This window comes from Pseudomonas sp. UTLPPB19802 (assembly GCF_059730225.1).
Genome location: NZ_AP048545.1, coordinates 1,282,310 through 1,305,287, shown reverse-complemented (window position 1 = coordinate 1,305,287; position 22,978 = coordinate 1,282,310). Strand labels below are relative to the sequence as shown.

20 protein-coding genes are annotated in these 22,978 nt (G+C 62.6%); 10 read left to right on the top strand and 10 right to left on the bottom strand.

Translation table 11 applies throughout. The features are described 5' to 3' along the window. Positions 1 to 12 precede the first annotated feature (12 nt). The 8 genes from betA to yccS all read left to right on the top strand — a co-directional run bounded on the left by betA (position 13) and on the right by yccS (position 12,482). Positions 13 to 1,716, top strand: a complete 1,704-nt coding sequence (betA, locus tag AC6I6U_RS05885) for a choline dehydrogenase (protein ID WP_497881095.1) — start codon at positions 13 to 15, stop codon at positions 1,714 to 1,716. 163 nt (positions 1,717 to 1,879) lie between these two features. Then, positions 1,880 to 3,322, top strand: coding sequence for a TldD/PmbA family protein (locus AC6I6U_RS05880; protein ID WP_497881094.1), 1,443 nt, complete (start codon positions 1,880 to 1,882; stop codon positions 3,320 to 3,322). After that, positions 3,322 to 4,644: a TldD/PmbA family protein gene (locus AC6I6U_RS05875; RefSeq protein WP_497881093.1), complete on the top strand. Its 1,323-nt coding sequence runs from the start codon at positions 3,322 to 3,324 to the stop codon at positions 4,642 to 4,644. Before AC6I6U_RS05880 ends, AC6I6U_RS05875 begins: the two co-directional genes overlap by 1 nt. A gap of 296 nt (positions 4,645 to 4,940) precedes the next feature. Next, positions 4,941 to 5,819, top strand: a complete 879-nt coding sequence (locus AC6I6U_RS05870; RefSeq protein ID WP_497881092.1) for an alpha/beta fold hydrolase — start codon at positions 4,941 to 4,943, stop codon at positions 5,817 to 5,819. A 34-nt stretch (positions 5,820 to 5,853) separates the two neighbouring features. Beyond that, positions 5,854 to 7,284, top strand: coding sequence for a multidrug transporter subunit MdtD (gene mdtD, locus AC6I6U_RS05865; protein ID WP_497881091.1), 1,431 nt, complete (start codon positions 5,854 to 5,856; stop codon positions 7,282 to 7,284). Positions 7,285 to 7,582: 298 nt separating this feature from the next. Beyond that, entirely contained in the window at positions 7,583 to 8,920 is a 1,338-nt protein-coding gene (gene dbpA / locus AC6I6U_RS05860) for an ATP-dependent RNA helicase DbpA (protein ID WP_497882992.1), read from the top strand. Between the two features lie 63 nt (positions 8,921 to 8,983). After that, positions 8,984 to 10,162 carry a BaiN/RdsA family NAD(P)/FAD-dependent oxidoreductase gene (locus tag AC6I6U_RS05855; RefSeq protein WP_497881090.1) on the top strand — a complete coding sequence of 393 codons (1,179 nt, stop codon included), beginning with the start codon at positions 8,984 to 8,986 and terminating at the stop codon, positions 10,160 to 10,162. A gap of 127 nt (positions 10,163 to 10,289) precedes the next feature. After that, positions 10,290 to 12,482 (top strand): YccS family putative transporter, encoded by a 2,193-nt coding sequence (gene yccS, locus AC6I6U_RS05850; protein WP_497881089.1) that lies wholly within the window; start codon positions 10,290 to 10,292, stop codon positions 12,480 to 12,482. 161 nt (positions 12,483 to 12,643) lie between these two features. On the opposite strand, the gene AC6I6U_RS05845 is transcribed toward yccS, so the two are convergent. Then, on the bottom strand, positions 12,644 to 13,381 hold the full coding sequence (locus AC6I6U_RS05845; protein WP_497881088.1) for a substrate-binding periplasmic protein: 738 nt from the start codon (positions 13,379 to 13,381) through the stop codon (positions 12,644 to 12,646). A 254-nt stretch (positions 13,382 to 13,635) separates the two neighbouring features. On the opposite strand from AC6I6U_RS05845, the gene AC6I6U_RS05840 reads away from it, so the two are divergent. Then, a complete protein-coding gene (locus AC6I6U_RS05840) occupies positions 13,636 to 14,088 on the top strand; it encodes a GNAT family N-acetyltransferase (protein ID WP_497881087.1) in 453 nt (150 codons plus the stop codon). A gap of 6 nt (positions 14,089 to 14,094) precedes the next feature. On the opposite strand, the gene AC6I6U_RS05835 is transcribed toward AC6I6U_RS05840, so the two are convergent. The 3 genes from AC6I6U_RS05835 to AC6I6U_RS05825 are packed head-to-tail and all read right to left on the bottom strand — an operon-like array spanning position 14,095 to position 17,093. Next, the gene (locus AC6I6U_RS05835) at positions 14,095 to 14,391 is read right to left on the bottom strand and encodes a winged helix-turn-helix domain-containing protein (protein ID WP_497881086.1); all 297 of its coding nucleotides are present in this window, start codon (positions 14,389 to 14,391) and stop codon (positions 14,095 to 14,097) included. 21 nt (positions 14,392 to 14,412) lie between these two features. Continuing rightward, positions 14,413 to 14,925: a M48 metallopeptidase family protein gene (locus tag AC6I6U_RS05830; RefSeq protein WP_497881085.1), complete on the bottom strand. Its 513-nt coding sequence runs from the start codon at positions 14,923 to 14,925 to the stop codon at positions 14,413 to 14,415. Positions 14,926 to 14,969: 44 nt separating this feature from the next. Next, entirely contained in the window at positions 14,970 to 17,093 is a 2,124-nt protein-coding gene (locus tag AC6I6U_RS05825) for a putative bifunctional diguanylate cyclase/phosphodiesterase (RefSeq protein WP_497881084.1), read from the bottom strand. A gap of 401 nt (positions 17,094 to 17,494) precedes the next feature. Here AC6I6U_RS05825 and AC6I6U_RS05820 point away from each other — a divergent pair, with 401 nt between their 5' ends. Continuing rightward, the gene (locus AC6I6U_RS05820; RefSeq protein WP_497881083.1) at positions 17,495 to 18,166 is read left to right on the top strand and encodes a polysaccharide lyase family 7 protein; all 672 of its coding nucleotides are present in this window, start codon (positions 17,495 to 17,497) and stop codon (positions 18,164 to 18,166) included. Positions 18,167 to 18,320: 154 nt separating this feature from the next. On the opposite strand, the gene AC6I6U_RS05815 is transcribed toward AC6I6U_RS05820, so the two are convergent. The 6 genes from AC6I6U_RS05815 to epd all read right to left on the bottom strand — a co-directional run bounded on the left by AC6I6U_RS05815 (position 18,321) and on the right by epd (position 22,912). Continuing rightward, entirely contained in the window at positions 18,321 to 18,572 is a 252-nt protein-coding gene (locus tag AC6I6U_RS05815; RefSeq protein WP_497881082.1) for a hypothetical protein, read from the bottom strand. A gap of 299 nt (positions 18,573 to 18,871) precedes the next feature. Beyond that, the gene (gene fba / locus AC6I6U_RS05810) at positions 18,872 to 19,936 is read right to left on the bottom strand and encodes a class II fructose-bisphosphate aldolase (protein ID WP_010444835.1); all 1,065 of its coding nucleotides are present in this window, start codon (positions 19,934 to 19,936) and stop codon (positions 18,872 to 18,874) included. Positions 19,937 to 20,030: 94 nt separating this feature from the next. Further along, positions 20,031 to 20,366, bottom strand: a complete 336-nt coding sequence (locus AC6I6U_RS05805; protein ID WP_497881081.1) for an MliC family protein — start codon at positions 20,364 to 20,366, stop codon at positions 20,031 to 20,033. A 58-nt stretch (positions 20,367 to 20,424) separates the two neighbouring features. Then, positions 20,425 to 20,649: a hypothetical protein gene (locus AC6I6U_RS05800; protein WP_497881080.1), complete on the bottom strand. Its 225-nt coding sequence runs from the start codon at positions 20,647 to 20,649 to the stop codon at positions 20,425 to 20,427. 32 nt (positions 20,650 to 20,681) lie between these two features. Next, the gene (locus AC6I6U_RS05795; protein WP_497881079.1) at positions 20,682 to 21,845 is read right to left on the bottom strand and encodes a phosphoglycerate kinase; all 1,164 of its coding nucleotides are present in this window, start codon (positions 21,843 to 21,845) and stop codon (positions 20,682 to 20,684) included. A gap of 17 nt (positions 21,846 to 21,862) precedes the next feature. After that, positions 21,863 to 22,912, bottom strand: coding sequence for an erythrose-4-phosphate dehydrogenase (gene epd, locus AC6I6U_RS05790; protein WP_497881078.1), 1,050 nt, complete (start codon positions 22,910 to 22,912; stop codon positions 21,863 to 21,865). Between the last annotated feature and the right edge of the window lie 66 nt (positions 22,913 to 22,978).

The following is a 22,978-nucleotide window of genomic DNA, read 5'->3' as shown; positions in this document are numbered from 1 at the left end:
GGAGTGCATTTCATGTCCCAGGAATACGATTACATCATCGTCGGTGCCGGTTCGGCCGGTAACACTATCGCCACCCGCCTGACCGAAGACGCCGGCGTCACCGTCCTGCTGCTCGAAGCCGGCGGCCCCGACTACCGCTTCGATTTCCGTACCCAGATGCCCGCCGCCCTGGCCTTCCCGCTGCAGGGTCGCCGCTACAACTGGGCCTACGAGACCGACCCGGAGCCGCACATGGACGGCCGCCGCATGGAATGTGGCCGCGGCAAGGGCCTGGGCGGCTCCTCGCTGATCAACGGCATGTGCTACATCCGCGGCAACGCCATGGACTACGACGGCTGGGCCAAGCTGCCAGGCCTGGAAGACTGGAGCTACCTGGACTGCCTGCCGTACTTCCGCAAGGCGGAAACCCGTGACATCGGCCCCAACGACTACCACGGCGGCGAAGGCCCGGTGCGGGTGACCACGCCCAAGGCCGGCAACAACCCGCTGTTCCACGCCATGGTCGAGGCCGGCGTGCAGGCCGGCTACCCGCGCACCGACGACCTCAACGGCTATCAGCAGGAAGGCTTCGGCCCGATGGACCGTACCGTGACGCCGAACGGCCGTCGCTCCAGCACCGCCCGCGGCTACCTGGACATCGCCAAGAAGCGCTCGACCCTGACCATCGTCACCCACGCCCTGACCGACAAGGTCCTGTTCGACGGCAAGCGTGCCGTTGGCGTGCGTTACCTGGTGGGCTCGGCCGAAGAACGCGTCGAAGCCCGTGCCCGCAAGGAAGTCATCGTCTGCAGCGGCGCGATCGCCTCGCCACAACTGCTGCAGCGCTCCGGCGTCGGCCCGCGCAAGCTGCTGGAAAGCCTGGACATTCCAGTGGTGCATGACCTGCCGGGCGTCGGCGAGAACCTGCAGGACCACCTCGAGCTGTACCTGCAATATGCCTGCACCCAGCCGGTGTCGCTGTACCCATCGCTGCTGTGGTGGAACCAGCCGGCCATCGGTGCCGAGTGGCTGTTCAACGGTACCGGCATCGGCGCCAGCAACCAGTTCGAAGCCGGTGGCTTCATTCGTACCCGTGAAGAGTTCGAATGGCCGAACATCCAGTATCACTTCCTGCCGGTTGCCATCAACTACAACGGCAGCAACGGTGTGAAGGAACACGGCTTCCAGGCGCACATGGGCTCGATGCGTTCGCCGAGCCGTGGCCGCGTGCAGCTCAAGTCCAAGGACCCACGCCAGCACCCGAGCATCCTGTTCAACTACATGGCCACCGAGCAGGACTGGCAGGAATTCCGCGATGGTATCCGCCTGACCCGCGAGATCATGGCGCAGCCGGCACTGGACGCCTACCGTGGCCGCGAACTGAGCCCAGGCGCCGAGGTGCAGACCGACGAGCAACTGGACAAGTTCATCCGCGAGCACGCCGAGACCGCGTTCCACCCGTCCTGCTCGTGCAAGATGGGCACCGACGAGATGGCGGTGGTCGACAGCCAGGGTCGCGTGCATGGCATGCAGGGCCTGCGGGTGGTCGACGCATCGATCATGCCGATCATCACCACCGGCAACCTGAACGCGCCGACGATCATGATCGCCGAGAAAATCGCCGACAAGATCCGTGGCCGCCAGCCGCTGCCGCGCAGCACCGCGCCTTACCACGTCGCGGGCGACGCGCCGGTGCGTGGCAAGCCGTTGCGTGAAGTGAGCCAGACCGCGCAGTAAGCTTCACCCCAGAGGGAGCCGGCCTACCGGCTCCCTCTGTCATCAGTCCCTGAAATCTCCCCCGGCATTTTGTTTCGCTGACTGGATTGCGCGCGCCTGACGCCGCACTATGACGGTATTGGCGCGATGCGCCCCTAACCGACATGTCCAGGGAGGTTTCCTCATGTTCGATTTCCACCCCCAGCTCAAGCAGCACTTCGCTGCCTTGCGTACCGGGGCCGAATTCTTTTCGCTGCGTTACGTTCGCCAGTCCGGGCAGTACCTGTCGGTGCGCAAGAACGTTCCGGAGCCTCCCAGCCTGAGCCGCGACGAGGGTGCGATGCTGACCGTGCGGGTCAATGGCGTCGAAGCCTATGCCGCCACCAACGACCTGTCCCTTCGGGGCCTGCAGGCCGCGCTGCAACGGGCCGAAGAGCAGGCTCGCGCAATTGCCGTCCATGCCCTGCTCGACCTGCGCCAGCAGGCGGTTTCCAGCGAGCGGGGCGACTACTGCTCGCCACAGCTCGAACAACCGTTCCCGTCACTGAGCGACTGCTACGCCCTGCTCGCCGCCGAATCCGCAGCCGTGCCCAGGGACGAGCGCCTGGTGAACTGGGAGGTCAGCCTGGGCGTAACCCAGGTCGAGCAGATCTACCTCAACAATGCCGGTGCCGAACTGCGCCAGGCCCAGCGCTTCGTGTTTCCCGGTTTGAGCGTCACCGCCTTCGACGGCAACGATAGCCAGACCCGCACCCTCGGCCGGGAGAACTTCGGCCAGCAGGGCAGCGGTGAAGTACTCGGTCGTTCGGGCCTGATCGGCGCCGGGGCACTGGTTGCCGACCAGGCCCTGCAACTGCTGTTGGCGCCCAATACGCCATCGGGCCCACGCGACCTGCTGCTGATGCCGGACCAGATGACCCTGCAGATCCACGAGTCCATCGGCCATCCGCTGGAGCTGGACCGCATCCTGGGCGATGAACGCAACTACGCCGGCACCAGCTTCGTCCAGGCCAGCGACTTCGGCTACCTGCAATACGGCTCCAGCCTGCTCAACGTGACCTTCGACCCGGAGATCCCCGAGCAACTGGCCAGCTACGCCCATGACGATGACGGCAGCGCCGCCCACAAACAGTTCCTGATCCGCGAAGGCTTGCTGCTACGGCCGCTGGGCGGAGCGCTGTCGCAATTTCGCGCCAGCCTCGACGGGGTTGCCAACAGCCGCGCCAGCAGTTGGAACCGGCCACCGATCGATCGCATGGCAAACCTGAACATCGAGCCCGGCGATCGCTCTTTCGAGCAACTGGTCGGCGGTATCGAGAAAGGCATCCTGATGTCGACCAATCGTTCGTGGTCCATCGACGATGCGCGCAACAAGTTCCAGTTCGGCTGCGAGTGGGGCCAACTGATCGAGAACGGCGAACTCAAGGGCGTGGTCAAGAACCCCAACTACCGTGGCATTTCCTCGCAGTTCTGGCGCAACCTCAGTGCAGTCGGCGACGCCAGCACCTTCAAGGTCCTCGGCACGCCGAACTGCGGCAAGGGCGAACCCAACCAGGTGATCCGCGTCGGCCACGCCTCGCCCGCCTGTGTATTCAGCCACGTCGATGTCTTCGGAGGAGATGCCTGATGGATCACACTCATTTCCAGGCGCTGGTGGACTGGCTACGGGCGAACCTGCAGGACAAGGAACAGTTCACCCTGGGCTATGCGGCCGAGTCGTCCGAGTTCATTCGTTTCAACCATGGCCGGGTACGCCAGGCCGGACAGGTACAGCAAGCCAGCCTGAGCTTCAAGCTGATCGACGCGGGTCGCCACGCTGACCTGCAGATCACCCTCTGCGGCGAACCGGAGCAGGACCGCCAGCGCCTCGCCGATGGCCTGCGACAACTGCGCGAGATCCTGCCGCTGCTGCCGGCCGATCCATACCTGCTGCTCAACCACACGGCCTGGCAAAGCAGCAGCGTGCAGGAACAGCCATTGCCCGAAAGCGCCCAGGTACTGGAGCAGATCAGCCGCGCCGCAACCGGCCTGGACCTGGTCGGTTTCTATGCCGCCGGCCCGATCAGTCGTGGTTTCGCCAGTTCGGACGGCGCTTTCGGCTGGCACCAGGCCAACAGTTTCAATTTCGACTGGAGCCTGTTCCACGAGAACGGCCAGGCAGTGAAGGCCAGCTACGCCGGTGACCATTGGGACAGCGACAGCTTCGCCCGACGTTTCCAGCAGGCCCGCGAACAACTGGCGTTCCTCGGTCGACCGCTGCGAACCCTGGCGCCCGGCCAGTATCGGGCCTACCTGGCACCGGCAGCATTGGAAGAGATCATGGGCATGCTCTGCTGGGGCGGTTTCTCGGCCCAGGCCATCGCCAGCAAGTACAGCCCGTTGCAGAAGCTGTATGCCGGCGAGGCATCGTTCCATCCGCTGGTCTGGCTGGACGAACAGGTCAGCGGCTCGCTGAGCCCGGCGTTCTCCAGCGAGGGTTATCCACGCAACGACCTGTCGCTGGTGGCCAAGGGCTCGGCCAACGACCGCATGGTCAGTTCGCGCAGCGCCGCCGAATATGGCCTGAGCGCCAACGGTGCGGACGGCGGCGAGTACCCGAGCAGCCTGGAGATGCGTGCTGGCCAACTGGCGCAAGCGGATATCCTCAAGGAACTGGGGACCGGCCTGTACATCAGCAACCTCTGGTACCTGAACTATTCGGACCAGTCGGCAGCACGCATGACCGGCATGACCCGCTTCGCCACCTTCTGGGTGGAAAATGGCGAGATCCAGGCCCCGGTCAGCACCATGCGCTTCGATGACAGCGTCTACAGCCTGCTCGGCAGCGAACTGCTGGCCCTGACCGAAGAGCGCGAACTGCTGCTATCGGCCAGCACCTACGACCAGCGGCAGACGTCCTCCAACCTGCTGCCAGGCGCGCTGATCGGCAAGCTGACCCTCACGCTCTAGAACCTGCGGGAGCCGGCCGGCCCGCGAGAGGCTATAAAAAGCTTCGCGGGCAAGCCCGCTCCCACAAGACCTGCGCAAGCCCCTGCCCCCTGGCCAAAACACCCGCACACCTATCCATTCAGACGGTTGTCCCGCCCGCACGGGCGCGCTATACATATCCCTTCATCCGACACGGCATTAAAAAGCCAGCACCCTCCCTCGTCCCCCGATCATAGAACCATCAGGCTTCACCCCCGATTTCGTTACTCAATGCCGCGTCTCTTTCCCCTTTAGAAAGTGTTTTGCTGGAGTTTGATATGAATCACGGAAGCTTCGTCATCAACAACCTGTTCAAGCATTTCAATATCCACGTCGAGCGCATCGGCGACGATCCACACCGCAATACCGTGCTCATGGTCAACGGCGCGCTGTCCACCACATCCTCCTTCACCCGCACCAGCAAATGCCTGGCCGAACACTTCAACGTACTGCTGTTCGACCTGCCCTTCGCCGGCCGCTCGCAGCCCCACAACCCCGACCCGGGCCTGGTGACCAAGGACGACGAGGTGCAGATACTCCTGGCGCTGATCGAGCGCTTCGCGGTCAACCACCTGGTGTCGGCATCCTGGGGCGGCATTTCCAGCCTGCTGGCCCTGGCGCGGAACCCACCGACCATCGAGAGTTCGGTGATCATGGCCCTGGCGCCCGACCTCAACCCGCCGATGCTGGCCTACGTGCAGCGGGTGCACGAGCTGATCCAGGTCGACGACAAGTCCGCCATCGGCCACCTGCTCAACGATACTGTCGGCCACTTCCTCCCGCCCCGCCTCAAGACCACCAACCACCAACACCTCGCCAACATGGCCAGCACCGAATACCGCCAGGCGCGCTTTCATATCGACCAGGTCCTGCAGCTCGGCGACGGCAACTACCTCAAGACACTCTCCGACATCCGCACACCGGTGCACTTTCTCAACGGCGCCAAGGACATCTACACCCCCGCCGAAGGCGCCCGGCAGTTCCAGCGGCATATTCCCCATTGCAGTTTCTCGGTGGCCGAGGACACCGGTCACCTGCTCGACCTGGAGTCGCGCACGGCCGCCGACAACGTGCACCGGGCCCTGCTCGGTTTTCTGCTGGAGAAGGCGCAAATAGCACGCCGACACAACGCTCAAGTGCAGACCGATCAGGCATAATCAGGTCCATAGCCTGCTAACGAAGAGCCGTTCCATGCCCGACCGCGCCTTGCTGGACGCAACGACCGCTCGCTGGCTACCCTGGGTGGTAGCCATTGCCTTCTTCATGCAATCCCTCGACGGGACGATCCTCAATACCGCCCTCCCCGCCATGGCCCGCGACCTGGCGGAGAACCCGCTGCGCATGCAGGGCGTGGTGATCGCCTACATGCTCACCGTGGCGCTGCTGATCCCGGCTTCGGGCTGGATTTCCGACCGCTTTGGTACACGACGAGTGTTCTTCAGCGCCATCCTGCTGTTCAGCATCGGTTCGTTGCTGTGCGCGCTGTCGAGTTCGCTGAACATGCTGATCGGTGCCCGGGTGATCCAGGGCCTCGGTGGTTCGCTGATGCTGCCGGTCGGGCGGTTGGTGGTGCTACGGGCCTATCCCCGTTCGGAACTGGTGCGGATCATGGGTTTCATCACCATACCCGGCCTGCTCGGCCCGCTGATCGGGCCGACCATGGGCGGCTGGATGGTGCAGTTCCTGACCTGGCACTGGATCTTCCTGATCAACCTGCCGGTGGGGCTGGTCGGCTGCTACGCGGTGTGGAAGTTCATCCCCGACCTGCGCGGCAGCGAGCGCACCCGTTTCGACAGTATCGGCTTCGTGCTGTTCGGCGCGGCGATGCTGCTGATCACCATCGCCATGGAGGGCCTGGGCGAATTGCAACTGCCGCACCTGCGGGTGATGTTGTTGCTGTTCGCCGGCCTGGCTTGCCTGGCGGCCTACTGGCTGCGCGCCGGGCATATCGACAATCCGTTGTTTGCGCCGTCGCTGTTCAAGACCCGGACCTTCGCCGTGGGCATCCTCGGCAACCTGTTCGCCCGCCTGGGCAGCGGCGCCCTGCCGTTCCTGGTGCCGTTGCTGCTGCAGGTGGCGCTGGGTTATTCACCCTCCCAGGCCGGGATGAGCATGTTGCCACTGGCGGCGGCGGCGATGTTCGCCAAGTCGATCGCCCGGCCGCTGATCGAGCGCCTGGGCTACCGCATCGTGCTCACCGGCAACACCCTGGCCCTGGGCGTGATGCTCGCGGCCCTGGGGCTGGTCACCGAACACACGCCCTATCCACTGTTGCTGGGGATGCTGGCGATTGCCGGGGCGATCAACTCGTTGCAGTTCACCGCGATGAACACCGTGACCCTGATCGACCTCGACGACAAGTCCGCCAGCAGCGGCAACAGCCTGTTGTCGGTGGTGGCGCAGTTGTCCCTGAGCCTGGGCGTGGCCTGTGCCGGCGCGCTGCTCGGCGGCTTTACCGCGGCGATCGGCAATGACGGCGTGGAAACGGTACTTGGCGCCTTCCAGCTGACCTTCCTCACCGTGGGCATCATGGCGATGCTGGCGGCGGCGATCTTCCTCCAGCTCTCGCCCCAGGACGGGCGTCGGGCACGGGTGGTGCAGGAGCAGCATATCGAGCACTGAGACCGCCCCTGCGACCGGCACGCCCACTGTGGGAGACGGCCGGGCGGCGCTCCGCGTGCTGGCGATAGCGTTCAATCAGTCGGCAGCTCCATTGGCAGGCATACCGCTATCGCCAGCAAGCCGGTTCCTACAGGGCTCCGGTGTTTTTGAGGTGGACGTGGGGATATCTGGCTACTTTTCGTCCAGAAATTACGGATTGACGGGGCGGGACTGATACACTGCGCGACATTTTGTTTTGCAGGCCCGTCCCGTGACCACCATTGCCACTGCTTTCAACTCGTTGCCCCTGTCCGCCGCCATGCTGGCTAACCTGGAGTCCCTCGGTTATGCCCAGATGACGCCGATCCAGGCGCAGAGCCTGCCGGTGATGCTCAAGGGCATGGACCTGATCGCCCAGGCCAAGACCGGCAGCGGCAAGACCGCGGCCTTCGGCATCGGCCTGCTCAACCCGATCAACCCGCGTTTCTTCGGTTGCCAGGCCCTGGTGATCTGCCCCACCCGCGAGCTGGCCGACCAGGTCGCCAAGGAAATCCGCCGCCTGGCCCGCGCCGAAGACAACATCAAGGTGCTGACCCTGTGCGGCGGCGTGCCCTTCGGCCCGCAGATCGCTTCGCTGGAACACGGCGCACACATCATCGTCGGCACCCCGGGACGTATCCAGCAGCACCTGGACAAGGGCACGCTGGTTTTGCGCGGCCTGAACACCCTGGTACTCGACGAAGCCGACCGCATGCTCGACATGGGTTTCTACGACGCGATCGAGGCGATCATCACCCAGACGCCGGAGCGCCGGCAGACCCTGCTGTTCTCCGCCACCTACCCGGCCGGCATCAAGCAACTGTCGGCGAAGTTCATGCGCGACCCGCAGCAGGTCAAGGTCGAGACCCTCCATACCGACGGCCAGATCGAGCAGCGCTTCTTCGAAGTGGCCCCGCAGGAACGCCTCGATGCGGTGGTGAAGGTGCTCAACCACTATCGCCCGCAGTCGTGCGTGGCGTTCTGCTTCACCAAGCAGCAGGTGCAGGAAACCGTCGACCTGCTCAGCGCCAAGGGTGTATCCGCCGTCGGCCTGCACGGCGACCTTGAACAGCGTGACCGCGACCAGGTCCTGGCGATGTTCGCCAACCGCAGCACCTCGGTACTGGTGGCTACCGACGTCGCCGCCCGCGGCCTGGATATCGATGCCCTGGACATGGTGATCAACGTCGAACTGGCCCGCGACGCCGAAATCCACATTCACCGTGTCGGTCGTACCGGCCGGGCTGGAGAAAAAGGGATTGCGGTCAGCCTGGTGGCGCCATCCGAGGCCCATCGCGCCCGGGCGATCGAGGAATTGCAGAAGGCGCCACTGCTCTGGGAGCAGCTCGACAGCCTCAAGGCCAAGGGCGGCGGCCCGCTGCTGCCGGCCATGAGCACCTTGTGCATCGCGGCCGGGCGCAAGGACAAGGTACGTCCGGGCGACATCCTCGGCGCACTGACCGGCGATGCCGGGATTCCCGGAGCCCAGGTCGGCAAGATCGCGATTTTCGATTTCCAGGCCTATGTCGCGGTGGAGCGCGGGGTCGCCAAGCAGGCCCTGCAACGCCTCAACAGCGGCAAGATCAAGGGCCGTTCGCTGCGCGTGCGGATTCTCTGATACCCGCCGGAGTCTCCCACAGGAAAAAGACCTTTCAGCCAGATATCGATTGAGGAACGCGTTGTGCGCTCTACTGAAGTTGTAATCATCGGCGCCGGTGCCGCCGGCCTGATGTGCGCGTTCAGCGCTGCTGCCCGTGGGCGCCAGGTGCAGTTGCTCGACCACGCCAACAAGGCCGGGAAGAAGATCCTGATGTCCGGTGGCGGGCGCTGCAACTTCACCAATATGTACACCGAGCCTGGCAACTTCCTCTCGCAGAACCCGCATTTCTGCAAATCGGCGCTGGCCCGCTATACCCAGTGGGATTTCATCGCGATGGTGGCCAAGCACGGCGTGCCCTATCACGAGAAAAAACTCGGCCAGCTGTTCTGCGACAACAAGTCCAGCGACATCCTCGGCATGCTCCTGGACGAGTGCGACCAGGCCGGCGTCAGCCTGCACCTGGACACCTCGGTCCAGCAGATCGAGAAACTGGAAAACGGCTACCTGCTGCAGACCAGCCTTGGCCCGATCACCTGCCAGTCGCTGGTGGTCGCCACTGGCGGGCTGTCGATCCCGACCCTCGGTGCCACCGGTTTCGGCTACCAGATCGCCCGGCAGTTCGGTCACCAGGTGTTACCGACTCGTGCAGGCCTGGTGCCATTTACCATTACCGATCAACTCAAGGCGCTGTGCACGGAACTGTCGGGGACCTCGGTCGACTGCCTGGTGAGCTGCAACGACCAGGGCTTCCGGGAAAATATCCTGTTCACCCACCGCGGCCTCAGCGGCCCGGCGATCCTGCAGGTGTCCTCGTTCTGGCAGCCTGGCGATACCGTGCATATCAACCTGCTGCCAGACCACGATGCCCTGCAATGGCTGCAACAGCAGCAAGCCGAGCGCCCCAACAGCGAACTGAAGACCTTGCTGGGCGAGATTTTCACCAAGAAGATGGCCAACCTGCTGGCCGAACACTGGTTCGTCTCCAAGCCGATGAAGCAGTACACCCCGTCGGAACTGGCCGAGGTCGCGCAAAAGCTCGGTGACTGGCAAGTGATTCCGGCAGGAACCGAGGGTTATCGCACCGCCGAGGTCACCTTGGGCGGGGTCGATACCCGCGAGGTGTCGTCCAAGACCATGGAGTCGCTGAAGAGTCCGGGGCTGTATTTTGTCGGTGAGGTGCTGGACGTCAGCGGCCACCTGGGCGGGTTCAACTTCCAGTGGGCCTGGGCCTCGGGCTACGCAGCTGCGCAGTTTGTCTGACTATTGATCTGTAGGCCTTTCTGATCCTTCGGGAACAAATTTTGCTTTGTTTCGATGTGGCGTCATTGTATTGCCACCCGTCTATAAGCTATTACAGATCAACCGCTTGGCAGGCCCTCACACCTTCATGGCATCGACCTCGTTCAATCAGTCCCTGCGTCGCCTCTGGGCCCTGGATAAATTCAGCTATAGCGTCCGGGTCTTCATCGCCCTGACCGGCATCATGACCCTGTGCTGGTTCCAGAACGAAATGAAGCTTCTGATCCCGCTGTTCCTCGGGGTTATCGCCTGTGCGCTGGCCGAAACCGACGACAGCTGGCAGGGCCGCCTCAATGCGCTGGCGGTGACCCTGGTGTGTTTCAGCGTCGCCGCGTTCTCGGTCGAATTGCTGTTCCCCTACCCACTGATATTCGTCTGCGCCATGGCCCTGGCGGCCTTCGGTCTGACCATGCTCGGCGCGCTGGGCGAGCGCTATGGCGCGATTGCCTCGGCGACCCTGATTCTCTCGGTCTACACCATGATCGGCGTGGACCAGCGCGGCGGCGAGGTCACCAACCTCTGGCACGAGCCCCTGCTGCTGGTGGCTGGCGCCGGCTGGTACGGCGTACTTTCGGTGCTGTGGCAGGCGATGTTCTCCAACCAGCCGGTGCAGCAGAGCCTGGCCAAGCTGTTCCGCGAACTGGGCTACTACCTCAAGCTCAAGTCTTCGTTGTTCGAACCGATCCGCCAGATGGACGTGGAAGCACGGCGACTGGAACTGGCCCAGCAGAACGGTCGGGTGGTCGCGGCCCTGAACACCGCCAAGGAAATCATCCTGCACCGGGTCGGCAACGGTCGGCCGGGCTCGAAGGTCAGCCGCTACCTGAAGCTGTATTTCCTCGCCCAGGACATCCACGAGCGCGCCAGTTCCTCGCATTATCCGTACAACGCCCTGGCCGAAGCCTTCTTCCACAGCGACGTGCTGTTCCGCTGCCAGCGCCTGTTGCGCCAGCAGGGCAAGGCCTGCCGGGCGCTGGCGGCGTCGATCCAGTTGCGCCAGCCGTTCGTCTATGACGCCAGCTTCGCCGAAGCCCTGGCTGACCTGAATGCCTCGATGGAACACCTGCGCATCCAGAGCAACCCGGCCTGGCGCGGCCTGTTACGTTCGCTGCGGGCGCTGGCGGCCAACCTCAGCACCCTCGACCGGCTGCTCAGCGCCGCGAGCAACCCCGACAGCCTGGCCGACGCCACCGACAGCAGCCTGCTGGACCGCTCGCCACGCAACTTCAAGGACGTGCTGACCCGCCTGCGCACGCAACTGACGCCGACCTCGCTGCTGTTTCGCCACGCCTTGCGCCTGCCCCTGGCCCTGAGCATCGGCTACGGCATGGTGCACCTGGTGCACCCGTCCCAGGGCTACTGGATCATCCTCACCACCCTGTTCGTCTGCCAGCCGAACTACGGCGCCACCCGGCGCAAGCTTGGCCAGCGGATCATCGGTACCGCCTTCGGCCTGACGGCGGCCTGGGCACTGTTCGACCTGTTCCCCAGCCCGTTGATCCAGGCGTTCTTCACCATCGCCGCCGGCCTGGTGTTCTTCATCAACCGCACCACCCGCTACACCCTGGCGACGGCGGCCATGACCCTGATGGTGCTGTTCTGCTTCAACCAGGTGGGTGACGGCTACGGGCTGTTCCTGCCACGCCTGTTCGATACCCTGCTGGGCAGCCTGATCGCGGGTCTCGCGGTGTTCCTGTTCCTGCCGGACTGGCAGGGGCGGCGCCTGAACAAGGTGCTGGCCAACACCCTGAGCTGCAACAGCCTGTACCTGCGCCAGGTGATGCAGCAATACGGCCAGGGCAAGAGCGACGACCTCGCCTACCGCCTGGCCCGGCGCAACGCCCACAACGCCGACGCCGCGCTGTCGACGACGTTGGCGAACATGCTGATGGAACCGGGGCACTTCCGTAAGGAAGCCGACGTTGGCTTCCGCTTCCTGGTGCTGTCGCACACCCTGCTCAGCTACCTCTCGGGGCTCGGTGCCCACCGTGAGAACCAGCTACCGGCGGAAGTCCGCGAATACCTGATCAATGGTGTCGGCGCGACGCTGGCCGCCAGCATCGAACAGATCGCCACGGGCCTGGCGAACAAGACCGCCATCGAGGTCCAGAGCGATGCAGAAGAAGCCTTGGCCAGCGAACTGGAACAGATGCCCGACGAAATCGACGAAATCCAGCGTCTGGTCCAGACCCAACTGGCCCTGATCTGCCGCCAACTGGGCCCCCTGCGGACCCTGGCCGCCCACCTGATCAAGGGCCCGGAAGAACAGCTCCCGGTATAGGAATGCCCTTGAGGCCGTCAAAAGCTTCGCGGGCAAGCCCTGCTCCTACAAGGTTGCGTCGTATACAGAACCTGCAAACGACAAAAACTCTGTAGGAGCAGGGCTTGCCCGCGAAGCTCTATCGCAACATCACCCAAACGCGCAAACGGATCGACCCCCCGTCACATCCCATGCAACCTGAGCAATCGCTGATAACTCCCGTCAGCCTTCATCGCCGCAATCGCCCGATCAAACCCCGCCACAATCTGCGCATGCTCCGGATTCTGCAGGCTGACCAGAATATGCAACCCGTTCTCCGAAAGCGGCTTGGGCAAGAATTCCACCGCATCGCGCACCATGGGCGACTCCCGGCTGAGGTAATACCGCGCCACATACTCATCCTCCAGCGTCAACTTCACCCGCTCCGCCGCCAGCATGCGTACGGCCATCGCAAAGTTGTGCACCGGCACCTTCTGTAGCTGCCGATCCGCCTCGAACTCGGGGAAATAGGCATAATCGCGTACCACTGCAATCGGATACTCATGCAATTGCTGCAGATTGTCGTAAGTGATCGACGATCCCCTGTGCCTGAGAAACATGATCCTGTTCATCAGGAACGGCTCCGAAAACTGCCCCAGCAGCGTCCTGTCCTGGCTGTACCAGGCATTGATCAGCACGTCATAACGGCCTTCACCAACGCCCTTGAGCGCGCGCGCCCAAGGTACCTGCTCGAACTCGCTGGCATAACCGGCACGGGCCAGGGCCGTACTGACGATATCCGTCGCCAGGCCGCCATTGACCAGCGTCGCATCGGTAAACGGCGGCCAGGAGTCAGCCACCAGGCGCAGTTTTTCCGCGGCTACGCCCTGTGCGAACAACAGCAATCCAAGCAAGGCAAACGCTCGATGCAGTCGCGACATGCCAACGATCCTTAGCGGGCTGGTTTGCCCTGCAGAGTAAAGCGAAAAGGCTGAGGGGCCGGGAGAGAGCAACTGGCCATCTCCCCGTTCCTAACAGTAGCTCATTCACGCCCGGACAAAACCCTGTCGGCAGATTACACAAGGATGACGGGGCCGGACAATGCGCCTCTAATGCGGTGCAGTGTTCACCGGCTTGGCGACCAGGCACAAGCCGCCTAGTATCGATAGCGGATATCCGAATCAGAGTGAAAGACATGAACATCGACTGGATCTGCAAGCACCACAGCGACCTGGGCAAGGAGCAGTTGTACGCCATCCTGCAACTGCGCACCGAGGTCTTCGTGGTCGAGCAGCAATGCCCCTACCTGGAAGTCGACGGCCGCGACCTCGAAGGCGACACTTGCCACCTGATGGGCTGGCGCGATGACCGACTGGCGGCCTATCTGCGCCTGCTCGATCCGGTTTCCCAGGGTGGCGACGTGGTGATCGGCCGGGTGGTCATCGCCCCGGACGCCCGCGGGCTGGGCCTGGGTCATGAGCTGATGGGCGAAGCGCTCAAGCAGGCCGAGAAACAGTGGCCAGGACTGCCGATCTACCTGTCGGCCCAAGCGCACCTGCAGGGCTATTATGGTCGCTACGGTTTCGTCGTCGTGGGCGAGCAGTACCTGGAAGACGATATCCCGCACATCGGCATGCGCAGGGGCTGAAACGCCTCAAGGGTAGCCCAGCACCTGCTTGATAGACGACAGATTGCCCTCGATCCAGCGCTTGTCGATCGCGCCCCAGTCATGAATCCGGTAACTCCCGGCATGGTTGCGGGCGCCCTCCTGCTGTTCGAATTCACAATGAATATCCAGGTCGGCCAACGCCATGATGGTGTCCTGGGCCGTGCGCCGGGGCATGCCGGTCACTTCGGTCAGCGCCGGGACGCTGTTGGCCGCTCCGCTGTCGATCAGCCAGGCCACGTACAGGCGGCGATAGAAACTGCTCTTGGTCTTGCTGATGTCCATCGAAGAATCCTTGTCGATCGCTCAATCGGCCACGGCGGCCTTGCCTTGCAGATCCCGCCAGGTCAGGTAGACCCGCAGGTCGAACTCCAGTTGGTGGTACCCCGGCTGCATATACTCGCACAACTGGTAGAACGCCTTGTTGTGGTCGCTTTCCTTGAGATGCGCCAGTTCGTGCACCACGATCATGCGGAGAAATTCCGGAGCGGCCTCGCGAAACAGCGAAGCGATGCGGATCTCCTTCTTGGCCTTGAGCTTGCCACCCTGGACCCGCGAGATCGCGGTGTGCAGGCCGAGGGCACGGTGGGTCAGGTCCAGGCGATTATCGAACAGCACCTTGTCGATGGCCGGCGCGTTGCGCAGGTGTTCCTGCTTCAGGTCGAGGACGTAGCCGTACAGGGCCTTGTCGCTCTGCACCGCATGCCGGCCGGGGTAACGCTGGCTCAGGTAGTCACCCAGCCGGTCCTGGGCGATCATCTGGCGCACCTGCTCCTGTAAGGACGCAGGATAGGCCTGGAGGTATTTCAGCACAGTCATGGGGGCTGTCACGGGCATCGGGAAAGGCTGCCAGTTTAACCAAATCAGCCCAGCAGCGCGCTCCAGTCGAAGGTCTTGTCGAACCCGGTGGCATCCCTGGCTATCAACGGCCGGGCGACCAGGAAGCCCTGGACGAAGGGGCAACCATTGGCCCGTAGCCACTGCGCCTGCTCCAGGGTTTCGACGCCCTCGGCAATCACCAGCAGCCCGAACTGCTCGCACAACTCGATGACGCTGCGCGCCAGCGCGGCATCGCGTGGTGAATCGAGCAGCCTCGCGATCAGGTGGCGGTCGAGCTTGAGCGTGTCCAACTCCAGATCGCGCAGATGGTTCAGCGAGCAATGCCCGGAACCGAAGTCATCCAGGGCCACCCGCACACCCAGGGCACGCACCCGTCGCAGTTGCTTGCGCGAGGCCTCGAAGTCCTGCATCAACGCCGCTTCGGTAATTTCAACCTCCAGCTGGCTGGGGCGCAGGTCGTGCCGCTCGATCACCTCCTGCAGTTCGTCGACCAGGTTCGGCATGCAGAACTGCGTGGCGCTGAGGCTCACACTCAATACCAGCTCATCGGCGAACACGCCGTTCCAGGCGTGGCGCTGGGTCGCTGCCTGACGGTAGATCCAACTGCCCAGGCGGCTGATCAGGCGAACCTCTTCCAGCAGTGGCAGGAACAAGCCCGGCGGAACATCGCCGACGCTGGGGTGATGCCAACGCAATAGCGCCTCGAAACCGCGCAGATGACCATCCTCAAGCGACACCTGCGGTTGGTAGACCATCTTGAACTCGCGGCTTTCGATAGCCGAGCGGACACTTTCCTCCAGCATCAGCCGCGAGCGGGCCCGGCCATTCATTTCATGGTCGTAGTAGCGATACTGCTGGCGACCGGCGCGCTTGGCCTCGTACATGGCGATGTCCGCCGCGCGCAGCAGGCCATCCAGATCGGCACCGCAGTCGGGGTAGATGGCGATCCCGATGCTGACCCCGAGGGTCATGTCCATGCCATCGATCTGCTGGCGGATCGACACGCGTTCGATCAGCTTTTCCGCCACCTTTGCCGCCTGCTCGGGGCGCTCCAGCTCCAGCAGAGTGGTGAACTCGTCACCGCCCATGCGCGCCAGGATATCGAAAGGTTTGAGGCAGGCCTTCAACTGTTCGGAGACCCAGCGCAGCACGCGGTCGCCGGCATCGTGCCCTAGCGAGTCATTGACCCGCTTGAAGCCGTCGAGGTCCAGGTACATCAAGACCATCGACTTGTGGGTATGGTCGCTGCGCAGCAGGGTGTTTTCCGCCGTCTGGTAGAAACCCCGGCGGTTGAGCAGGCCGGTCAGCGGATCGGTCACCGCCTGGAACTCCAGTTGCTCATGCAGGTGACGCACCACCGACATGTCGAGCACGGTCACCACCATGGCCTTCTGGTCGCTTGGCAGGGGCGCGAACGACATCGCCACCGGCAGCGGCTCGCCGGTGCTGGTACGCAACAGGGCGTCGTGCAGCCGGCTGATTTCACCCTTGCAATAGCTTTCGTAGAACGGCGAGGTCAGCCATTCGGTGAAATGCGGGGTCTGCATGAAGTGCAGAAACGGCATGCCGATCAGCATCTCCAGCGGCGCCGCCAGCAGGCGGGAAATTGCCGGGTTGGCGAAGCGGATGCTGCCATCGTCGTTGAGCACCAGGATGCCTTCGGCCGCATTCTCCAGCACCGAGGCATTGAAGGCCCGAGCGGCCTCCAGGTCGCGGGTCAGGCGCTGCAACATCCGGCGATTGCGCTGCTGTTCGAGCAGCGCCTGGATCTTCGGCTTGAGGATATCCGGGTTGAACGGTTTGAACAGATAGTCCACCGCACCACTGGCATAGCCCTTGATCACCGCATCCTGGGACTGCTCGTTCGCAGTGAGGAAGATGATCGGGGTCAGCCGCGTACGCTGGCTGCCACGCATCAGACGGGCGACTTCGAAGCCGTCCATGCCAGGCATCTGCACATCCAGCAGCACCAGGTCGATTTCATGTTCGAGCAGTAATGTCAGGGCTTCGATACCGGACGCCGCCGTCACCACCTGCCAGTCCTGCCGTTCCAACAGGGCCCGCATGCTGATCAGGTTTTCAGGATAGTCGTCGACCACCAAAAGGACAGAACTGCTATCACCAGCCTTAAGTTGAGCGCAATCCATGCTGCATCTCTATAGGTTCAAGGGACTCCACCGATATCAGACGGAACCGGACTTATTTCCAAATCAACTCTAGCCCGAGTTTTCGCGAAGCGTAGTAATCATTACGCCATCATCTAGGCCAACCCTCCCTCTCCCGACTAACGGTAGATGAAATCAAAAGGCCATAAAACGTACTAGCACCCTGCCAATCCGACTAACGGTTATTCGGGGAAACCTCCAGTAGTCGGGGCCCGCGCATTTCGTCGGGTAATTGACGTCAACCGTTCGCCGGATCAGCGTTAACAAACTATCTTTCAACCCTTATAAAGAGCCCGCAAAAGTGCAGGCCAAAGCGATCTGTCCGATTTTACGGACCACGCCCACGCTTCCGCGAGTCTTAAGTTTTTCACGGAAAGACGATCATGATCGACCTGACGACCTGGAACCTCAGCGTCCCCGTCGGCACCCCGCCGGCCACCATCGATACGCAAAAACTGGTACAAGGCTTCAAGGACCAATACTTTCATTCGGATACCGGCACCCTGTTCTTCTGGTCGCCGGTAACAGGCTCCAAGACCGAAAACGCCATCTATCCGCGCAGTGAACTGCGCGAAACCTACCCGGACGGGCGCCTGCGCAACTGGCTGTACGGCGAGTCCAACAACTACCTGCGCGCAACCCTGGCGGTGAACCAGGTACCGTCCTCGGGCAAGATCGTCATCGGCCAGATCCACGCCTATAACAGCACCCAGCCGATGCTCAAGGTCGAGTACCAGTACAAAGACAGCCGCAAGACCGGAATCATCGTGGTGAAGATCCGCAATCACCCTGATGACAAGGAAAGCCGCGTTATCCAGATCGCCGACGAAGTTCCCCTGGACAAGAGCTTCACCTATGTCATTCATCTCAGCCGCGGTGGTTACTTGAGCGTGCGCGCCGCAGACGCGGCGTGGAATACCCAGGTCAGCGCCAGTTGGCGTGACAAGCCGCTGTATTTCAAGGCCGGGGTCTATGTGCAGGACAACACCGGATACACCAGCGAAGGCGGGATGGTGACGTTCTACAAGTTGGATATCGACCACGAGAAAGGCTGAGGAAGCACTCACCTGGCGCGCCGGCCAATGGCTCCACGTTCACCAGGGAGCTATTGGCCGGATAGGAAGACAACAGCCAACCATGCGCTGTCGGAAATGACCGTTTTCAATTCATGCCACATCATCGATCGCATGTGAAAAAAGTGCCCATCGTTCAAGAATGGAAGAGCGAGAACTTTCGGTACCTGGCGATGGGGTCGATCTGCTCGATTTCGTCGAACCTCACTGTTCGGTAGATACCGGTTTCCGCGCAGTAGACGATTATTCGGCTGCTCCAGTCGACACTGCACAGCTCGCCGCGCTCGCAAGCCGGCTCCGTCCCCGCCACTCGCCTGGTCACACTGATTTTCTGCCTGATCTTGAAGTACTTCAGATAGTTCGGATCGCTTTCATCCTCATCACTCATGGTCCATGCCTCAGCTGAATGTATGAACCTTCAGCGTGGAGCATTTTCGCTCTGTTACACCACTGTCATAAATGACAGTAAGCTATATCTTTTATCACTACCCCCTAGTTCCTTTAACGCTATATAAAACAGCCACGGCAAAACAATCAACGCACCAGCCTATTATAGATAAGTCATCTATAAACCTATCATCTCTGACAGTAGACAAACTCCCTGGACGACCGTCTCGACTTTCCGGAAAGCGTTGAGCATGCATAAAAAAACCCGTCTTTCGACGGGTTCTTTCAGAGCGCCGGGCCTTAGTTGACCTTGGCGTTCAGCTCACCTTTCAAGTAGCGCTGGAACATCGCTTCCAGGGAGATCGGCTTGATCTTCGAGGCATTGCCGGCGGTACCGAAGGCTTCGTAACGGGCAATACAGACGTCACGCATCGCGGTCACGGTGGCACCGAAGAATTTGCGCGGGTCGAACTCGCTCGGATTGGTGGCCATCAGGCGACGCATCGCACCGGTGGATGCCAGGCGCAGGTCGGTGTCGATGTTGACCTTGCGCACGCCGTGCTTGATGCCCTCGACGATCTCCTCGACCGGCACGCCGTAGGTTTCCTTGATGTCGCCGCCGTACTGGTTGATGATCGCCAGCCATTCCTGCGGCACCGAGGACGAACCGTGCATCACCAGATGGGTATTGGGGATGCGCTTGTGGATTTCCTTGATGCGATCGATCGCCAGCACGTCACCGGTAGGCGGCTTGGTGAACTTGTAGGCACCGTGGCTGGTACCGATGGCGATGGCCAATGCGTCGACCTGGGTTTTCTTGACGAAGTCGGCAGCCTCTTCCGGATCGGTCAGCATCTGGCTGTGATCCAGCACGCCTTCGGCGCCGATACCGTCTTCTTCACCGGCCATGCCGGTTTCCAGCGAACCCAGGCAACCCAGCTCGCCTTCCACGGAAACGCCACAGGCGTGGGCCATGGCCACGGTCTGCTGGGTGACGCGGACGTTGTACTCGTAGTCGGTCGGGGTCTTGCCGTCCTCACCGAGGGAGCCGTCCATCATGACCGAGCTGAAGCCCAGCTGGATGGAGCGCTGGCAGACGTCAGGGCTGGTGCCGTGATCCTGGTGCATGCACACCGGGATGTGCGGGAACTCTTCGATGGCCGCCAGGATCAGGTGGCGCAGGAACGGTGCGCCAGCGTATTTGCGGGCACCGGCCGAAGCCTGGACGATCACCGGGGAGTCAGTCTTGTCAGCGGCTTCCATGATGGCGCGCATCTGCTCAAGGTTGTTGACGTTGAAGGCTGGAACGCCGTAGCCGTATTCGGCTGCGTGGTCCAGCATCTGGCGCATGCTGATAAGTGCCATTGTGTGTGTCTCTCCCGGTCGAGGGTCGTTAATCGTGCAAGCCTGCCGGAGCGGCGGCTGCTATTCAAGTGATTGCGGATCAAGCTGTTACCGGTCAGGGTGCCTTGCAGGCCCGACCGATCAAATCGTTGGTGGCGACCCAGTAAACCAGGCCTTCGTCACCCTTTTTGTGAAACGCCAACATGTTGTCGCTGTACAGCACGCCGCTGTCGACGGCACCGACTTCCGGCTTCAGGCGATACACCTGGTCACCACCGCCAATACGCACGTCGACCGCCTGCTGGCTATCGGCATAACGCCAGAGCACTTCGGTCTGGCTGTCGCAGACCCAGCGGGTCCAGTTATCCGTCGTCGATGTCGACGAAGGCAGGTTGAAGGCGGCGCAACCGCCAAGCAGTGCCAGTGAAGCAAGGGCGATAAAGCCTTTCATGCCGGTTCCTCGACTGGCGACCCAGGCCGCCAGTACTGCATGTAATGAGTCAGACCCGTCAAGGGCAACCCTGTTCCCGAGCCGGGGACTGGGCTTCGTATTTTTCCAGGCCATCCGGGCCCTGGCGCTTGTTCAACAGCGGCGCGGTTTCCGCCTGCCAGTCAGCCTGGTGGCAGCCCTTGCCGGCCGGCTCGGGGGTTTGCCCGGCTGGCTGGGTGTCGGGGTCGCTGGCGCATCCGGCCAGCGTTGCAACGACGATCAGCAGCGCAAGTGGCTTGACCATATGAATAATCCCTTTCAACGGCCAATACCGACTCAGGCCTTGGCGCGGCTTTCCAGCACTTCCACGGCCGGCAACACCTTGCCTTCGACGAACTCGAGGAACGCACCGCCACCGGTAGAAATGTAGGAGATATCTGCAGCAACGCCGTACTTGTCGATCGCCGCCAGGGTGTCACCGCCACCAGCGATGGAGAACGCGTCGCTTTCGGCGATGGCCTTGGCCAGCACCTTGGTGCCGTTGCCGAACTGGTCGAACTCGAATACACCCACCGGACCGTTCCACAGGATGGTCTTCGACGACTTCAGCAGCTCGGCGAATTGCGCGGCGGTCTGCGGGCCGATGTCGAGGATCATGTCGTCGGCGGCCACGTCGGCGATCAGTTTCACGGTGGCGGCGGCGCTTTCGGCGAATTCCTTGGCGACTACCACGTCCACTGGCAGCGGCACGCTGACCTTGGCAGCGATGGCACGGGCCGTCTCCAGCAGGTCAGGCTCGTACAGCGACTTGCCCACCGGGTGGCCGGCAGCGGCCAGGAAGGTGTTGGCGATGCCGCCACCGACGATCAGTTGGTCGCAGATCTGGCTCAGGCTGTTCAGCACGTCGAGCTTGGTCGACACCTTGGAGCCGGCGACGATCGCGGCCATCGGCTTGGCTGGCGCGCCCAGGGCCTTGCCCAGGGCTTCCAGTTCGGCGGCCAGCAGCGGGCCGGCAGCGGCGACCTTGGCGAACTTGGCCACGCCATGGGTCGAACCCTCGGCACGGTGGGCAGTACCGAAGGCGTCCATCACGAACACGTCGCACAGGGCGGCGTATTTCTGGGCCAGCTCATCGGCGTTCTTTTTCTCGCCCTTGTTGAAACGCACGTTCTCGAACAACACCAGGTCGCCGGCCTTGACGTCGACGCCGTCCAGGTAGTCGGCCACCAGCGGCACATCACGGCCCAGGGCCTTGGCCAGGTAGTCGGCCACCGGCTGCAGGCTGTTCTCGGCCGAGAACTCACCCTCGGTTGGACGGCCCAGGTGCGAGCAGATCATCACTGCAGCGCCTTTCTCCAGGGCCAGCTTGATGGTCGGCAGCGAAGCCAGGATACGCGCATCGCTGGTGACAACACCGTCCTTCACAGGAACGTTGAGGTCTTCGCGGATCAGTACGCGCTTACCTTGCAGGTCGAGGTCGGTCATCTTCAACACGGTCATGGGTCGCAATCTCTGGTTTACGGTTTTTGGTGGACAACGTTCAGGTAATGCCCTGCAACGTCGATCATTCGGTTGGCAAAACCCCATTCGTTGTCGAACCAGGCCAGCACATTGACCAGCCTTGGGCCGGAAACGCGGGTCTGACTCGCATCGACAATCGCCGAATGAGGGTCATGGTTGAAATCGCAGCTGGCGTGGGGCAGCTCGGTATAGGCCAGCAGGCCCTTGAGCGGACCGCTGGTGGCGGCCTCGCGCAGGATCCGGTTGACCTCCACGGCATCGGTGTCGCTGACGGTCTGCATCGTGATATCGAGACAGGACACGTTCACGGTCGGCACCCGTACCGCTTTGGCCTGGATTCGGCCGGCAAGTTCCGGCAGCAGTCGTTCGATGCCTCGGGCCAGGCCGGTGGACACCGGGATGATCGACTGGAAGGCCGAGCGCGTACGGCGCAAATCCTCGGCGTGGTAGGCGTCGATCACCGGCTGGTCGTTCATCGCCGAGTGGATGGTGGTGATCGATATGTGCTCCAGGCCGATCGCCTGGTCCAGCAGGCGCAGCAGCGGCACGCTGCAGTTGGTGGTGCAGGAGGCATTGGAGACCAGCAGTTCGTCACCGGTCAGGCAGTCCTGGTTGACCCCATAGACGATGGTGGCGTCGACCGCCGTCTCGCTGGCCATCGGCTGGGAGAACAGCACCCGTGGCGCACCCGCGTCGATGAAACGCTGGCCGTCTTCGCGGGTGTGGTAGGCGCCGGAGCACTCCAGCACCAGGTCGACATCCAGGGCGGCCCAGTCGATTTCTTCCGGGTTGGCGCTGCGCAAGACTTTCACGCAACGGCCATTGATATGCAGACAATCGTCCTCGACCCGCACTTCGCCGGGGAAACGGCCGTGGGTGGAGTCGAAACGTGTCAGGTATTCAACGCTGGCCATGTCGGCCAGATCGTTGAGGGCGACGATTTCCAGGCCCGCGCGGTCCCCTCGCTCGAACAGTGCACGCAGGACACAACGACCGATACGGCCATAGCCGTTGAGGGCAACTCTGTAGGGACGCGGTTGAGGCATGGGGATCTCGCCGGAGCTTGAACATCAAGAACCCATGCCGGGGCATGGGTTCCATGATAACGGGAC